This window comes from Lysinibacillus sp. DFXJR4, assembly GCF_057196045.1.
The window spans coordinates 98,590-115,807 of the sequence record NZ_JBXUNW010000002.1 but is presented as its reverse complement, the minus strand read 5'-3'; the positions used below and the strand labels follow the sequence as shown (position 1 = coordinate 115,807).

The following is a 17,218-nucleotide window of genomic DNA, read 5'->3' as shown; positions in this document are numbered from 1 at the left end:
GTCCACCTTGCTCGTCAAATTTTTCAGATTAGATATAAATTTAATTGTATAAAATATTGTAGCCTATTGTAAAGCGACTATGTCATTTTGTTTAGTTAATCTCGTGAACAATGTGAAAAATGGAAGAATTTTTCTTCATAATGAATAAAAAGACCCTCTGCGAATGTAATATTTCGCAAAGAGTCTCTCTTTTCGTATAATTATTTAGCTTAATTTATTATACGCCACAGCAATTTTTGCGCCTACAACTGCATTATTTTTTACTAATGCAATGTTTGCATCAAGGCTTTTACCCTCTGTTAATTCTTTTACTTTTCCAAGTAAGAATGGCGTAACGTTTTTGCCTTGAATACCATTCTCCTCTGCTTCTATTAACGCTTTTTCAATGATTTCTGTAATGAATGCATGCTCAAGCGCCTCAGACTCCGGAATCGGATTTGCAATAACAGCTCCGCCTTTCAACCCTAATTGCCATTTTGCACGTAGCATCTCTGCTACTTCCTCTGGTGTTTCTAGTTTAAAGTTAACATCGAAACCACTTTGACGAGTATAGAACGCAGGCACTTCATCTGTGCCAAATCCAACGACAGGTACACCCTTTGTTTCAAGATATTCTAATGTTAAACCAATATCTAAAATTGATTTAGCACCGGCACAAATTACTGCCACATTTGTTTGTGCCAGTTCTTCTAAATCCGCTGAGATGTCCATTGTTGTTTCAGCGCCTCGATGAACACCACCGATACCACCTGTTACGAAAATTTCAATGCCCGCAAGTTCAGCACAAATCATTGTTGCCGCTACAGTTGTCGCACCTAATTTTTTTGTTGCCAATAAATAGCCTAAATCACGACGTGAAGTTTTTGCTACTCCTTGTGCATTACCGAACATTTCAAGTTCTTCATCTGATAAACCGATTTTAATTTTCCCGTCAATTAAAGCAATCGTTGCTGGAACTGCACCATTGTCACGGATAATTTGCTCAACTTCACGCGCAGTTTGTACGTTTTGAGGGTATGGCATACCGTGAGAGATAATTGTTGATTCTAATGCTACGATTGGTAAACCTTTTGCTTGTCCTGCTTTTACTTCCTCTGATAATACAATGAATTCTTTCATGTTGTTATTCCTCCATTTCACTTTTTAACAAATCTACGGATAATTCAGGTCTTACTGTGTATGGGGATGCCAGTGTGTTTTTAGCATTTGTCAAACCGGCATCAATGCATGTTGCGAAGGATTGTCCAGTAAGCCAGCTATGGATCACTGCACTGACAAAGGCGTCTCCTGCACCTGTTACATCTTCAATCTTATCTATAATCTTAGCCTTAAAATGACAAGGCTTAATCGAAGTTGATGCTGCAAAAACACCCTTGCTTCCTGCTGTAATAATGACATGCTCAGCACCTAATTGAAGTAGTTGCTGTAATGCTTTTTCATAATCGGCAGCGCTTTCAATTGCATGCCCAACAATTGTTTCCGCTTCGTCCGTGTTACAAATAAACCAAGTAACCCCTTGCAATGTATCAGGTAGTCGATTCATTTTAGGGGAAGATACAGGCACAATGACTAACGGAATTTCACGAGCAATTGCCATCTGTTGAATATAGGCTACTGTTTCCTTCGGGCAGTTTAAATCCAAAATATAGCATCCAGCATTAACAAGCATTGCCTCGTGCTTCTTTAACAAGCTCGGCAATAACAGATCATATACCTCCATGTTTGCAACAGCCAGTGCTAGCTCTCCCTGCTCATCCATGATTGCCGTATAAGAGCCAGTTGAAGCATCTGGTAATTGCTCAACATAACGTAAATTCATAAAGGACTCAGAAGCCTCATGGATTACTTGCCAATCAGCATCCTTGCCAGCCGTTGTTAGTAATGTTACCTGATGATTTAGCCTACCTAGGTTCTCAGCAATGTTTCGCCCAACACCACCTACACTAAAAGAAGAGCTTGCAGGATTGGAAGTACCAAACTGGACGTTCCCCTTCACATGAAATTTACGATCTAGATTTGCACCACCGATACAAATAATTTCATTTTCCTCGGGTAAAATATACGCACGTCCTACTATTTTTCCTTGCTTCGTTAAGCTCGACACTAAGTTGGCTAGCACTGGACGAGATAGATTCATCTTATCCGCCATCTCTTGCTGAGACATAAACGGATTTTGACGAATTAATGCCAGTACCGCCTGTTCTCTTTCATTCATAGCATCACCTTTTATTATATTTGTTTACATTATAAACTTTTGTTTGTTATAAGTCAAAAAAAAATGAAATCAATAAGATTATTGAGTTCATTTTCATAGTGTTGAAAAGCTAAATAGTCAAGGGACCTTTTGTGAACATTTAGTCAAAATGAAGGTGATTTCCGTTCCAGGCTACTCGCTTTGTTGCTGTCGCTTCGCTTTCGCACAGTTAAAACATTTGTTGCTGTTGCTTCGCTTTCGCACAGAGCAAAGCTTCCTGTGGGCGAGCGACGAGCCGCTTCCTGCGCTGGAGGAACGAAGGCTAAGTGCGTCACGTCCTGTGACAACGCCTTCGTGACCAACCTCGTGTTGGCCTCAGTTTCTCGTCTGTCTCGCTATCCCACGGGAGTCGAGTAGCCTTGCACTCCAATCAATAATAGTTAGAACTTTAAATATTTTCTTCCTTCAAAAGTAAAGTAAAAGCATATTACTCACCATCATTAAATGGATAGAATAGTAGTACAATTCTATAGCTGTCAACCTACATTTTGTGCATAAAACTACTTTATAAATAAACATAAAGCCACTTATTGCTGACATGTTGCTTTCGCATAGAAAATGTTATCAGCTTCATTTTTGCGAAAAATAGTGATGGCTAAGAATCCAATTTATCACTATACATTTATGTGAAATGCCAATGAAAAATACTATGAGCAATGGTTGATTGGAGTGTAGACTGAGTGACTCCTAGGGGATTCAGCGTCACAGAGGAGACCCTGGAGCGAGCACATTAGGGGAACAAAGGCTAAAATCGTCACGTCCTGTGACAACGCCTTCGTGACCAACCTCATGTTGCCCCAAGCGGCTCATCGGACGCCCCCAGGAAAGCACTCAGTCGGAACGGAGATCAACCCCTCGTTTTGAAAAAGGGCATACTTTTTAATTTGTCACCTTGATTTCATTGACATAATAGTATTTCAACAACATGAAAATGAAATCAATAAGATTATAGAGTTCATTTTTCAATATTATTCAGGATGAGCTTGCCTTTGTGGCTGTTTTTTTACCATAATAACAAATAAGCTTGCTAAAGCACAGAAAACACCTGCCAGGAAAAAAGCCCATGTATATGAATTGAAAAACTTATAAATGAGCCCTCCACCATAAGCAGCTAGAGCAGCACCTGCCTGGTGTGATGCAAAAATCCATCCATAAATAACACCACTTTTATTCGTCCCAAAAGTTTGTCTAGCAATACTAATGGTTGGAGGTACAGTGGCAATCCAATCTAATCCGTAAAAAATTGAAAAGATCGCTAGTAAGGGAAGTGAACCTTGAGATAATGCGTAAGGAAGCAATAGCAAGGACATCCCTCTTAAAAGATAGTACCAAAACAATAACCATCGATTATCAAAACGATCCGATAGCCACCCTGACAAAGTAGTACCAACGAGATTAAATATGCCCATAAAGGAAAGAAGCGATGCAGCAGTAACTAATGGTACACCAAAGCTAATACAATAGGATACAAAATGAGTGCCGACTAATCCACTTGTTGAAAGACCGCAAATAAAAAAACTTCCCGCTAATAGCCAAAATTCTTTAACCTTTATGGCCTCAAATAGTCCACTAAAAGCTATAGTAATTGGATTTTTTTTATGAGGCTCTTGAGATATTTCTAACTCTTCTTCCTGTCCATAAGGTAACATCCCAATATCTTGTGGTTTGTTTTTTATAAATAGCAAAATGATGATAAACATGAGCGTACTAAGTAGAAGAATTAAACCAATCGCATGTCTCCAAGAAAATTGCTCAATGATAATAGCCAGTACAGGCAGTAAAATTAATTGCCCGGTTGCTGTACTTGACGTTAAAATTCCCACCGCTAGCCCTCTTCTTTTTACAAACCAATGATTGGCGACATATGGACTTAACACTGTTAAAAAGAGGCTGGCTCCTAAGCCAATAACCCCTCCCCAAATAATGACTAATTGCCATGGTTGGCTCATAAAAAGTGTAAGAATCAAGCCTGTTACAAGGGTCGCCATTGCCCCAAGCATCATTTTCTTCAAACCTGCTACTTCAAGTAATGCTGCCATAAATGGTCCAGAAAACCCATATAAAAACAAACTAACCGCAAAGGCTAGTGCAATTAAGGATCTATCCCAATTAAATTCCTTTTCAAATGAATTGATAAAAACGCCTGATGATGACATTGTAATACCAGCAACGATGATTGAGAAAAATGCGATTATAAGAATAAACCAACTATAATGAACACGCTTCATCCTAACACCTTCATTTCCTGAAAGATTTTCAAGTTAAACATGTATATACATGTTTTTGTTTGTATTATATGTATATACATATATATAATGATAGTAAGAGCAATTCTTGCTGTCAAGCAGTATTTATCATCTAATAGGTGTATACTGAAGCTATCTGAATCCATAAAGGGGAACTGAACAATGGAGAATAATCTGAAGACAATAGATTATACGCAGATATGTGTTTGCGCAAACCTTAGAAAAAAAACAAGAGTAGTGACACAATTATATGATAGGTTGCTACAGCCAACAGGTCTAAAGGTCACACAATATTCAATGCTTGCCAATATCGCTCATCAACAAACCGTTTCAATAAGTCGATTAGGTGGAATTCTGCAACTTGACCAAACCACCGTAACACGGAATATAAATATATTAAAGCAAAGTGGCTATGTGGAATTAACAAGAAATCCACAAGATGCTCGTACAAAAAATATTTCATTAACAGCTAAGGGAAAGGAAAAACTAAATGAAGCCACCCCTATTTGGCAGACTATTCAAGAAAGAATTATTGCTGATATCGGCATTGATCAATATGCAAATTTCTATGACACATTAAGAACCATCCAAAAAATCATCCGCTCTTACGATGAAGCGTAGTTTTTAGGAGGGGTTATAACGTTATGGCATGAACCTGACCTAAGGAATTGGCTGGGAAACCGAGCAGTTTTTGCCCACCTGAGCGGAACATCTGGCGACCCGAGCAGTTTTCACGCACATCTGAGCGGAAATCCTGGCGACCCGAGCGATTTTCACCCACACCTGAGCGGAAATCCTGGCGACCCGAGCGATTTTCACCCACACCTGAGCGGATATGTTGGCGACCCGAGCGGTTTTCACGCACACCTGAGCGGACATGCTGGCAACTCGAGCGGTTTTCACGCTTCCCTGAGCGGATATGCTGACAATCCGAGCGATTTTCACCCACACCCGAGCGGATGTACTGACAATCCGAACGGTTTTCACGCTTACCTGAGCGGATATGCTGGCGACCTGAGCAGTTTTCACGCACACCTGAGCGAATCAGCTGGCGAACCGAGTAGCTTTTGGCCCACCTAAACAATTTTTATCAGTCGGTCAAAACTCCATACAAAAAAGCGCCATAATCATTTGGCGCTTTTCCTTTGTCTGTATTAATATTCAATAAGTGTTTTCACATTTAAATCGCCAAGTTTTGCACGGCCGTTTAGCTCTGTTAATTCGATTAGGAAGGCACAGCCAACAACCTGACCACCCAATTGTTCCACTAAACGAACTGTTGCTTCAACAGTACCGCCAGTTGCAAGTAAATCATCACAAATTAACACCTTTTGACCTGGTTTAATGGCATCTTTATGCATAGTTAATGTATCTTTTCCGTATTCAAGACCATAATCAGCACTTACCACTTCACGGGGTAATTTTCCTGGTTTACGAACAGGGGCAAAGCCAATTTCGAGGGCATAAGCAACTGGACACCCGATAATAAAACCACGAGCCTCTGGACCCACTATAATTTCTGCGCCTAACTCTTTCGCATACGTGACAATTTGATCTGTTGCATATTTGTATGCTGGACCATTGTCCATAATTGTTGTGATATCCTTGAAGCTAATGCCCTCTTTTGGCCAGTTCTCAACCGTTGTTACATATTGCTTTAAATCCATTTTATTGCTCCTCCTACGAACCTTTTTCGTCTATTAATGTAATCGTTCATCAAACCATTGTTTTAATTCTATATAAGGGGCATAAATCAGCTTTTGCTCCATTTCAATCTGTTCTGAACGTTGTTTGTAAGACGGTGCCTCCGTAAGCGCCTGTTTTGTGGCATTCACGTTGACAGTCGTCAGTCCACTCTCCATTTTAACAAAACCAAGCTCAAAAAACACCTGTGTCATAAATTTTAATGCATCTAACGGCCAACCTGTATGCTTTGCTAAATCAGCTAAATGCATATTAAGTGGAAAAGCTGGACGGTTTTTCAAAAATTTATAGTACCAAGCAAATTGCTCGCGAGTCGGCAATCCATTGAAATATTGCGAATCAGGCATATAGAAATGTGCATAAATACGAGATGGAGCTGTTTTTTGCAAGACATTTTCTAACAGTTGAACATTGTGTGGTAAATCTAAAAACACGATATAATTGCTTTGTTCCACATTTGAAAGTGAAGAATCTACTGCTAAAATAGGCTCACCAATAAGAGATTGGTAGTAAGTCACCGTCTCTTGACGGAAGGCAATAAAAGTTGCTTCTTCTTTCGGAATGGTATTTAACCAGCGAGCCGTTTGACGAATACCACGAATATCAAATAATTGCCATTCTGTCGTTTGAACATCCTCTATCATAAATTGTGCTTTTTTACGTCCTTGCCATTCGTTAATTTGTAAATCCCCAGTAAATGATACTTTTATTCCATAGGTTAACTCGTCGTGCAAATGTCCTTTATTGAAACCGACACTATCCAATTTTTCATAGCCATCCGTCAATTCCATTTTTATATGGTTTTCTGCTGCTCCAATTTTCCGCATAGAGGATATCTCTACATCTTCAAGCACATAAACAGGCTTTGGAAAATCTGTACCATATGGACCAAGCGTTGAAATTTCTTCAATGGCATCTGCTGAAATTTCATCCAGCTTCAGAGGTATGTCGATAGTCAATACAGGTGTCAGTTGCTCCTCTGATAAACAAGCTTTTGCTTGAGCATCTAAGCGTAATCGTAATTCGTCAACATGCTCGATTGCTAATGTCATGCCGGCTGCCATAGGGTGTCCACCAAAATGGGGCAGTATATCTCTATTTTTGGCTAGTTCATTGTACAAATGGAATCCTTCAATACTACGGGCAGAGCCTTTTGCTGTCCCTTTTTCATTGTCTAATGAAAGTACAATTGTTGGACGGTAATAAAGTTCGACAAGTCGAGATGCAACTATTCCCACGACACCTGCATTCCAGCCCTCTCCTGCTACAACTATAACAAGTGAATTGCGAATTTTTTCATCCGATTCAATAAGAGCAACTGCCTGATCTGTTATACTTTTCACAATATCTTTGCGTTCACTATTACATGCATTGAGCTGTTTTGCCAATGCTGTTGCCTTTGCATGATCCTCGGCCATTAATAGCTCTACACCTGGTGCTGCTTCGCCAAGGCGACCAACTGCATTTAAGCGAGGACCAAAATAAAAGCCGATTGTTTCTTCGTTGATTTTAGCTTGCTCGGCACTTGCTACTTCACACATTGCCAATACCCAAGGACTAAGAGAACGGCGCATTTCTTCAATTCCACGTTTAACAAGATAGCGATTTTCATCCACTAATGGTACTAAATCCGCAATAGTTCCGACAGCTACCAATTCTATTAAATGTGTAGGTAACTCCCCATATAGGGCATGCGCTAACTTAAAAGCGACACCTACACCTGCAAGCTCACCAAATGGATAATGCCCTTCTGGTATACGAGGATGTAAAATAATATCCGCTGGCGGTAATTCATCACCTGGTTCATGATGGTCTGTGACAATAACATCCATTCCAAGTTCCTTTGCAATACGAATCGGTTCAATGCCCGAAATTCCATTATCTACTGTAATAATTAGCTGGACACCCTCGTCACATGCTTCACGAAATAAATCCCCATGAGGTCCATAGCCATGAATAAAACGATTCGGAATTTTAAACGATACATCCGCTCCAAGATCGAGTAGCACATTAAGCATGACAGTTGTACTTGTTACACCATATAGTGATAGGTAAGCCTTTGAAGTTATCTCTAGCTTTTCCCCCACTTCACACCGTGCGTGAGACTTTCACCTCACACGGCGTTCCATCGAATAGATTCAAAACTTTGGTAATCTACATAACTTAACAGAATTCACTTTTCTTATATGTCTAATCGTCCAAATTAGATTGTTAATTGTTCTACTTCTAATTTCTCTCTTAGCGTATTTAACTTGTTTAAACTTTTCATGTTCGTAATTAGATGTTTATACTTTGAGATTGTTTCTTCATCTTTAGCATGTATTAAGATATGAATGTATTTATCAACGAGGCAGAGGTTTTTGTATTCGTCAGTACCACCTTGCAATCGTGGTACTTTGTGATGACAGTGAAGCGTCATCGGGTTTAGTTCTTGCCCTGTTACATGGCATTTACCTCTTTGTGCACAGTATAATGCAATTCGATTGTCGTTGTATTCGACACTTCGTTGTGAAATCGGATGTTCCATTAAGAAACGAAGTACACCAACATCGATAGTAGAGAGGCTTTTATGAATTTCTTCTCTACCTTCTTTTGTATATGCATTTACTACATTTCGTTTCATCATTGGACTTTTGTGTTTAATGTAGCCAATAGGTAGAAACGGTTCTCGTGATATAAATCTAAGTTGCTTGCTTTTTCCGTATTCTTTCTTGATGAAATCAGAAGTGATAACACCCGTTTTCTTGATTCGCCGTTTCATTCGATGGTCTTTCAAACACGCATTTACTTCATATGCGATGTTTCCCATATCCTCGGCTATCATTGTTGCTATACGGAAATATTGATGAAGTCCTATTACAGTTGAGTTATATAGTGCTATTTTTCTTGCTTGGTCATTTGAGCCACTATCATATCGAATACTATTAATAATTTCTTTAAGGTTATTCTTAGTGCGCTGTACTGCTTTATCACACATATGACTTTTAACTACCCATTTGTGACCTTTTGGAATTAACTTCATTTTGATTCCTAGAAATTCAGAATAGTCCTTTTTAAGATTCACGATTTTTGATTTTTCTTCGCTAATTTCTAAGCCAAGTCTATCTTTTAGCCATTTTTGGACTGCGATAAATAACTTCTTCGCATGATTAGGATTACTACAGAATATTTTAAAATCATCTGCATATCGAACAATGTAACATTCCTTTAATCGGGTTTTCTTTAGATGGTAATATTGATTTCCTTTATCTGTTGAATTCCCTCTATCTTTTCGAATAATTATTTTATCCTTACAAATCGGAGTGTTTTCCCACTGGCTTTCAATCCATCTATCCAATTCATTGAGAACAATATTAGATAGTAAAGGAGAGAGAATTCCTCCTTGTGGTGTACCTTTCTCATTCTCAATAATTTTTCCATCTGGCATTTTGATTTTGGCTTTAAGCATTTTAGAAATAATCGTGAGTAAGTTTTTATCTTGTATACCTAATATCCACATTTGTTTTAATAATTTTGCATGTGATACGTTATCAAAGAATCCTTTAATATCTATGTCAACTACGTAAGACATTTTAGAATTTTGCATTAACCGATAACTTTGTGCAATTGCATTTTCTACTGAACGGTTTGGTCTAAATCCATGACTTCTACCTGAGAATTTTGCCTCTGCTATAGGTTCAAGAACTTGTAAAATACATTGTTGGGCTATTCTATCCCAAATTGCAGGAATTCCTAGTGGTCTTGTTTTACCATTAGGCTTGGGTATTTCAACTCGTCTTACTGCTTTCGGTTTGTAATCTCTTAATTTGTTTCTGACAGAGAGGATGAATTGTTCCTCCGTAAGCTTCGATATATGTTCGATTGTTCGACCATCTACCCCTGCTGTTTTACTGCCAGTATTTTTCTTAATATTACGATACGCTAACTTAATGTTTTCAGACGAACTGATAATCCCCATTAAGTTTTTGAAGTTACTATTGTTTTTACTCTGGTCATATAGCATGTCAAATGTTGATTGCATACTATAATATTCAGCATTTCTTAACTTGGACTTTTTAACATGTTTTGCGATTCGTGAATTTGCCACAGACATCAGCCCCTTTCTCAAGTGGTGATTCTATTAGTCATACTCGAATCTGTGATTTGTTATGCATTTATAAGTCTTTGAAAGTTCCGACTGGAGCCTATCCCTCCACCGCTTATTATCACGGTTTCTTAGGTACTGTGGCTCCACTATCACGGAAAGTTAATCAGTTTTAGTAGGATATCCCTTTATATACTGAACTGCTTCAACGGTAGGTTAGTACCTCCACATCTTCCGCTTTCCACGTTCCAATTTCCTTATCCGTACATATATCCTTAGGTTTCTCCTATAGTCCTGTATGCTTGAACTTGCCTGTAACAAGCTATGGGCTTTCATAACTGCGGATTCTTACTTACCCACACATACGATGGCACTGCCACCCATTGCATTTCTACAATGTCTACGTCTAGACCTGTACATTCAGAGATTCGTCAGTGCTTTTATAACACATTCTAACCATAGATACTTTATGGACTCCCGGCATATAGGACACACCATCTACCTCTAGACAGCTTTCGTGTTTACTGTGAATATTTAGTTATCCACGTTGTAAAATTACGGTATCTCTCTGCCGACTTCACCGAGCTTCATACTTCACTATTTAACCTTAGTAAAAGCATGTCGGAGTATCAGAGTAGGCGTTTCAAGGCGTTACCCAATCATTCCACCTATCAAGAAATCAGTTCTCCCAGGGAATTTAAGCAGTTCCCTAGTGTCTAAGCTTTTCACTTAAAAACGTGTCGCACCGCAATCATAATCGCCATACACTAATATTTTTTCTCCATTTTCAAGTGCTCGCTCAATACGTGCCACAGCTTCTGCCATGTTATACATTAAAAATGGGTCATGAATATTTGCTTCTGTCATATTTAATAAACTCTCTGCATCAGTGGTTGTTGTGCAGCCTCGTGCCGCTAAAATCTTTGCTGCAATTGCAGATAGCTGTAGGTCATTTTGTAATGTTTGTACGAGTTTGGCATCTGGTCGCTCCACCCGCCATCTTTTTTTTGATAGAATCATCTTTTCACTTCCTTACGAAGGCTATTATACCGAAAATCTATCTGATTGACACTATCAGTTAGATTGTTAGTTTTAACTGCTAAATTCTTGTTTCTGTCCCCTTTCATAAAAAAAGCCTACTCATTAAAGAGTAGACTTCTCTAGCACACCTTTAGAAGCGAGCACTAATGATTCAATCTTATGCCAATTTTTTTCGTGTAGTGCCGTCACAATCGCACTACCAACAATAACACCATCACTAAGCGCACCCATACTAATTACCTGCTCAGGTGTTGAAATACCAAATCCCGCCATAACCGGAATTTCACTTACTTCACATAAGCGAGCAAAATGGCCATCTAAATCATCTGCAAAGCTTGAGCGAGCCCCAGTAATGCCATTGACTGTAACAGCGTAGATAAAACCCTGACTAGCAGCCGCGATACGTGCGATTCGTTCAGGTGGACTTGTTAACGATACTAGTTGAATGATGTCAATATTATGGGGATTTAATGCCTTCTGTAATATAGCACTTTCCTCTAATGGAACATCAGGAACGATTAACCCCTTTATCCCCCCTGCCACACATGCTTTCGCAAATTCCTCTAAGCCATAAGCTAAAATAGGATTAAAATAAGTCATAACCACTAATGGTACATGAATCTCTGCTCTAAAGGAGACCAGTTCTTCTAGCACCTTCCGTAATGTCACACCTGCCGCTAATGCTCGTTCACCTGCTCGTTCTATTGTTGGACCATCCGCAACAGGGTCTGTAAATGGGATACCGACCTCAATAGCCGTCACTTCCAATTGCTGAAGCTTTAAAATCGTTGGTCTTAACGTTTCTAGCCCACCATCTCCTGCCATAATATATGGTATAAATGCTTTATGACCAGCAATTTTTGTTTGTTCAATTGCCTGCTGTAATGTTGTCATGATACATCCCCTCCTAATGCTTTACGGACTGTATGAACATCTTTATCTCCTCGGCCTGATAAGCATATAACAATGATGTCATCTGAAGACATTGTTTTCGCCAGCTTTGCTGTATAAGCAATAGCATGAGAGCTCTCTAATGCAGGAAGTATGCCCTCTGTACGACTTAGTAACTGTAAGCCTTCAAGTGCTTCACTATCTGTAATCGCATCAAAATGAGCACGGCCAATATCATGTAAATAGCAATGTTCTGGGCCCTTCCCTGGATAATCTAGCCCAGCAGATATAGAGTGCGCCTCCTGTACAAAGCCATTATCATCCTGTAATAAATACATATATGCTCCATGTAAAACACCTAGCTGACCACCGGCAATAGCCGCTGCATGTTTTCCTGTTTCAATACCACTTCCAGCAGCCTCCACACCATATAACGCTACAGCTTCGTCATCGACAAAGGGATGAAACATACCAATTGCATTACTGCCACCACCGATACAGGCAACAACTGCATCTGGTAAACGACCTTCCTTTTCTAACATTTGCTGTCTCGTTTCAACACCAATGATACGCTGGAAGTCTCTGACGATTTTTGGGAATGGATGTGGCCCTAAAGCTGAGCCTAAAATATAATGCGTGTCCTCAACATTTGTCACCCAATAGCGAAGTGCAGCATTTACAGCATCTTTCAATGTTTTAGACCCTGTTTCAACAGACTCCACTTTTGTACCAAGTAGCTCCATGCGAAATACATTTAGCTGTTGACGTTTGATATCCTCAGCACCCATAAAGACAACACACTCAAGGTTTAATAGTGCACATGCTGTTGCCGTTGCTACGCCATGCTGCCCTGCTCCTGTTTCCGCTACAATTTTCTTTTTCCCCATACGTTTAGCCAGTAGTGCCTGACCTATGGCATTATTGATTTTATGGGCGCCAGTATGATTTAAATCTTCTCGCTTTAAGTAAATTTTCGCACCACCCAGCACCTGTGTTAAGTTTTCTGCGTAGTACAACGGTGTCTCACGCCCAACATATTGTTGTAAATAATAGGCTAGCTCATCCGTAAATTTCTGATCGCTCATTGCCTCATCATAAGCTAACTCTAATTCCTGCAAGGCTGTCATTAATGTTTCTGGAACAAATTGTCCTCCAAATTTTCCGTAACGTCCTTCCTTTGTTGGTACGCTATTTGCAATTGAATTTACCATTATGCTCTTCCTTTCTTTACAGCCTGGATAAATGCATTTATTTTTGCTTCATCCTTTATGCCATCTGTCTCCACACCGCTCGATACATCTACCATATAGGGCGATACTAGCGATACAGCCTCCGCAATATTTTCAGCTTTCAAACCACCCGCTAATATTAATTTATCTCGCGGAATCCCTGCCATCTCTAGAAGTGTCCAATCAAATGTATGGCCGCTTCCGCCTTTAAAATCAGTGCCTGGTGCATCGAATAAATAATAGTCAACATTATAATTAGCAGCCGCACGAACATCTTCTTTATCGCGTACTGATAGCGCCTTAATTGCTGGATAACCTTGCTGACGGATAAATTCAGGTGTCTCTTCACCATGGAACTGCACATAATCTAGTGGCACACCTTCTACAGCGGCTCGTAGTTCCTCCACACTTGGATTAACAAAGACTCCTATTTTCAAAACTTCTCTTGGTACATCTTTTGCTAATTGATGTGCCTGTTCAATAGTAATTTGGCGCTTGCTTGGGGCAAAGACAAAACCAATGGCATCTGCCCCTGCCTCAACCGCCGCTCGAACATGCTGCTGTTCCTTCAGTCCACAAATTTTAACCTTTGTCATACAGATGCCTCCATTTTACTTACCTGTAAATTTTTTAGTGCAGCTCCTGCATCACCGCTACGCATCAAGGACTCGCCAACAAGAACACCACTGGCTCCCATTGCTGCCACCGTTTTAGCATCTTCCTGGTTCCAAATACCACTTTCACTAATTAACACGCGCTCCTCTTCGAACAGGAAAGCTTGTGCAATTTCACGTGTTCGTTCTAAGCTCACCTCAAAGGAACGTAAATCACGGTTATTAACGCCAATCAGTTGAGCTCCTACTGCCAAAGCTCGTTCAAGCTCCTGAAGATCATGCACTTCAACCAATACCTCTAAATTTAAACTTGTTGCATAGCTATATAAATCTCGCAGTATCTCATCTGTTAATGCAGCGACAATTAATAAAATAATGGATGCACCTGATGCTTTGGCAAATCGAATTTGTACACGGTCAATCATAAAATCCTTACAAAGAAGAGGGATTTGAACAACATCGGCTACCGCGGCTAAATCCTTAAAGGAGCCTTTAAAAAATTCCTTATCTGTTAGTACAGAAATAGCCACTGCTCCTGCTTGTTCATATATTTTTGCTTGAGCAACTGGATCTGCTCCTTCTGCGATAAGCCCTTTAGAAGGCGATGCACGCTTCATCTCAGAAATCACCTGTAATGTGTCCGATGTTCGTAATTGCTCAAATAATGATGGGCGTGGCTTTTCTGTAAAATACGCAAGTGGGTCAGGCTGTTCAAGTAAAGCACAAACCTCTATTTTTTTCTGTTCAATAATTTTATTTAATATATTCATTGTCCAACCCCCACTTCTTTAATTTTAATTTTCTCGCTGAAAGCAACGACTGCTTCTAATTTCTGTAATGCACGCCCACTAAAAATGCTATCTCTCGCCATGTCTACGCCCTCTTTAACCGTTTCAGCTTTACCATCACTAAAAAGCCCAATACCAGCGTTTAATAATACTGTGTCAAAGTAAGTACTTTGTTCACCAGCTAATAATTTTCGCATAATAACGGCATTTTCATCTGCATTTCCCCCTCGGATTGACTCTAGTGGCGCATAGCTAAGCCCTGCATCCTCTGCAGTTAATGAAAAAGGAATTAAGTCTCCCTTATCCACCAAGACAAAGGTATTTTGCCCAGCTAATGACGCCTCGTCTAACCCCTGAGGTCCAGAAACAACTATCGCCCGCTCACGTCCAAGCATTTGTAAAACCGAAGCGTACTCCATGACAAAATTAGGTCGATTTATACCCGTAAATTGCGTTGATAATGAAACTGGGTTCGTAAGAGGGCCCACAAGATTAAAAATTGTTGGCTTACCTAGAGATCGACGCACCTCACCAATACGCTTTAATTTCGGATGCACATTTGGGGCATATAGAAATGCAATTCCCTCTGTCTCCAACAATTCAACAGTTTGCTCAATAGTAATGTTGGTATGGATACCGAGTGCTTCTAAAACATCCGCACTTCCTGATGCTGAGGAAATTTTGCGATTACCATGCTTAGCCATTTGCACACCTGCTCCAGCTAAAACGAAAGCAGAGGCAGTACTGATATTAAAGGTATTCAAACCATCACCACCTGTACCGCAATTATCCATATATACACTTCCATTTGTAGGTACATTAAGGGCAAATGAACGCATAACCGTTGCCAATGCCGCTACTTCATGCGCTGTTTCACCCTTCGTCGATAATGCTGTTAGAAAGCTAGCAATTTCCTCCTTCGGTGTATCATCATGGAACATCCAATTTGCTGCCTCCAGCATTTCTTCATAAATGAGATGCTCTCGCAGCTGAACCTTTTGCTGAATTGCTTCCATTAATGTTGACCTCCTTCTTTTTCAACTAGCTGTAAAAAACCCCGTTCTTCCTCTTCTACCTGTTGCGTAATTTCATTGGTATTTGTATATTTCGTGACCGTTATTGTTGTTTGCATATGCATCGATTCATTGGCTATCACCATTGATTTTCCTGTTAAGGCAAAATCAAGATGACCATTGAAGCCAATAAATCCAAGGGCACCCCCAAAAATACCAGCAGCCTGACTTGGAATTTCGGTTGGTGCAAAGGGTGGTAATGTCGCGGCTAAGACATCAAGTGCATGAAGCATCGGTAAAATTTGACCTTCTACTCTAGATGTCATGTGTAAAGCTTGCTTTGAACGCTCCATTTTCATCGCTTCAATCACCTGAATCGAATCTCGGAAGCAAACTGACTGCAGTTCTTGCTGAATAGCGGAAACAAGTACCTCATGAGATTTTCTCATTTTTGTGTTTTCCACTAGCTTTCGTTCTTGTTCCAAGTCTTCACCTTTCGTTTTACCTCTAGGAAGCGTTCCTTCAGTTGGCGATGCAATAACCCGCTCACCCTTAACTCGAATAAGACTTTCAGGAGAGGTACCTAAAACAACATGATCCTCAAATTCTATATAATACATATAGGCTGCAGGATTTTTCTTTCTTAGCTGACGATATAGAGCGAAAGTATCTCCTTTAAAATCAGCTACTAGGCGCTTCGATAGCACAATCCTTGTCGTCTCTTCATCCAAAATATCTTTAATAGCAGTAAGAGAGCTCTCAAAATGTTCATTTGCTGCTGATTGCTTTGGAGCATAATGACAATCTGAATCCTCAGCCTCTCTAGCATTTATCAGCTGTTGTGCTAGCTCTTCTAAATTGGGTTCCTTTTTTTCTGCATCTATATTTGTATGAATCAGTGTAACCTCGTCTGTTACATGGTCAAAAACAATAACTGTCTCATAAACATGAAAATGCACAGCGGGTAGCTCCACATTAACCTGTTCAGAGGGAATTGAAGTTGTCTCATGACCTACATAACCAACAGCACCACCTGAAAACGGGAACAGTGTAGTATTGGAAATCCGCGGCATTAATCTTTTCAATAACACAAATAAATCACCTTGATGTGTATATGTTTTTCCTGTTTTATAGGAGTACTCTTGAATTTCATCTCCTTGGCCTTTGTATGTTTTTCTAGGGTTAGCACCAATAAAAGAAAAACGTCCTGCTCCCTCATGCTGGGCTGAACTCTCTAGCAAAAATTTATGATTACCTTGTAAGCGTCTAAAAATTAAAATCGGTGTTAAAGAATCACCATTAATCGTTTTCATCTTTGTTCTTGAACTCGTAGATAGCATAAGTACCAAGCTCC

General features: G+C 39.8%; 15 protein-coding genes. 1 reads left to right on the top strand and 14 read right to left on the bottom strand.

Going from position 1 to position 17,218, the window contains the following annotated elements:
- Positions 1–204: 204 nt before the first annotated feature.
- From AC2CGN_RS08615 to AC2CGN_RS08605, 3 genes are all read right to left on the bottom strand, one after another.
- Complete coding sequence (locus tag AC2CGN_RS08615; protein ID WP_283868887.1) at positions 205–1,119, bottom strand: pseudouridine-5'-phosphate glycosidase; 915 nt, start codon at positions 1,117–1,119, stop codon at positions 205–207.
- 4 nt (positions 1,120–1,123) lie between these two features.
- Positions 1,124–2,215 carry a carbohydrate kinase gene (locus tag AC2CGN_RS08610; RefSeq protein WP_484513345.1) on the bottom strand — a complete coding sequence of 364 codons (1,092 nt, stop codon included), beginning with the start codon at positions 2,213–2,215 and terminating at the stop codon, positions 1,124–1,126.
- A gap of 1,007 nt (positions 2,216–3,222) precedes the next feature.
- Entirely contained in the window at positions 3,223–4,482 is a 1,260-nt protein-coding gene (locus AC2CGN_RS08605) for an MFS transporter (RefSeq protein WP_429987757.1), read from the bottom strand.
- Positions 4,483–4,662: 180 nt separating this feature from the next.
- Here AC2CGN_RS08605 and AC2CGN_RS08600 point away from each other — a divergent pair, with 180 nt between their 5' ends.
- Positions 4,663–5,121, top strand: a complete 459-nt coding sequence (locus AC2CGN_RS08600; RefSeq protein ID WP_484513342.1) for a MarR family winged helix-turn-helix transcriptional regulator — start codon at positions 4,663–4,665, stop codon at positions 5,119–5,121.
- Between the two features lie 13 nt (positions 5,122–5,134).
- On the opposite strand, the gene AC2CGN_RS08595 is transcribed toward AC2CGN_RS08600, so the two are convergent.
- The 11 genes from AC2CGN_RS08595 to AC2CGN_RS08545 form a co-directional block, all read right to left on the bottom strand.
- Positions 5,135–5,584 (bottom strand): hypothetical protein, encoded by a 450-nt coding sequence (locus tag AC2CGN_RS08595; protein ID WP_484513340.1) that lies wholly within the window; start codon positions 5,582–5,584, stop codon positions 5,135–5,137.
- A 70-nt stretch (positions 5,585–5,654) separates the two neighbouring features.
- A complete protein-coding gene (locus tag AC2CGN_RS08590; RefSeq protein WP_283868891.1) occupies positions 5,655–6,167 on the bottom strand; it encodes an adenine phosphoribosyltransferase in 513 nt (170 codons plus the stop codon).
- Positions 6,168–6,200: 33 nt separating this feature from the next.
- Positions 6,201–8,291: a single-stranded-DNA-specific exonuclease RecJ gene (gene recJ, locus AC2CGN_RS08585; protein WP_484513338.1), complete on the bottom strand. Its 2,091-nt coding sequence runs from the start codon at positions 8,289–8,291 to the stop codon at positions 6,201–6,203.
- Between the two features lie 116 nt (positions 8,292–8,407).
- Positions 8,408–10,297 (bottom strand): group II intron reverse transcriptase/maturase, encoded by a 1,890-nt coding sequence (gene ltrA / locus AC2CGN_RS08580; RefSeq protein WP_484513336.1) that lies wholly within the window; start codon positions 10,295–10,297, stop codon positions 8,408–8,410.
- 720 nt (positions 10,298–11,017) lie between these two features.
- A complete protein-coding gene (locus tag AC2CGN_RS08575; RefSeq protein WP_484513334.1) occupies positions 11,018–11,308 on the bottom strand; it encodes a single-stranded DNA-binding protein in 291 nt (96 codons plus the stop codon).
- 123 nt (positions 11,309–11,431) lie between these two features.
- Positions 11,432–12,223, bottom strand: coding sequence for a tryptophan synthase subunit alpha (gene trpA, locus AC2CGN_RS08570; protein WP_484513332.1), 792 nt, complete (start codon positions 12,221–12,223; stop codon positions 11,432–11,434).
- A complete protein-coding gene (gene trpB, locus AC2CGN_RS08565) occupies positions 12,220–13,431 on the bottom strand; it encodes a tryptophan synthase subunit beta (RefSeq protein ID WP_429985769.1) in 1,212 nt (403 codons plus the stop codon). Before trpB ends, trpA begins: the two co-directional genes overlap by 4 nt.
- A complete protein-coding gene (locus AC2CGN_RS08560; RefSeq protein WP_484513330.1) occupies positions 13,431–14,045 on the bottom strand; it encodes a phosphoribosylanthranilate isomerase in 615 nt (204 codons plus the stop codon). Before AC2CGN_RS08560 ends, trpB begins: the two co-directional genes overlap by 1 nt.
- Positions 14,042–14,833 (bottom strand): indole-3-glycerol phosphate synthase TrpC, encoded by a 792-nt coding sequence (trpC, locus tag AC2CGN_RS08555; RefSeq protein WP_484513328.1) that lies wholly within the window; start codon positions 14,831–14,833, stop codon positions 14,042–14,044. The genes AC2CGN_RS08560 and trpC overlap by 4 nt, the downstream gene beginning before the upstream one ends.
- On the bottom strand, positions 14,830–15,867 hold the full coding sequence (trpD, locus tag AC2CGN_RS08550) for an anthranilate phosphoribosyltransferase (RefSeq protein WP_484513327.1): 1,038 nt from the start codon (positions 15,865–15,867) through the stop codon (positions 14,830–14,832). The genes trpC and trpD overlap by 4 nt, the downstream gene beginning before the upstream one ends.
- Complete coding sequence (locus AC2CGN_RS08545; protein WP_484513325.1) at positions 15,867–17,204, bottom strand: chorismate-binding protein; 1,338 nt, start codon at positions 17,202–17,204, stop codon at positions 15,867–15,869. The genes trpD and AC2CGN_RS08545 overlap by 1 nt, the downstream gene beginning before the upstream one ends.
- Between the last annotated feature and the right edge of the window lie 14 nt (positions 17,205–17,218).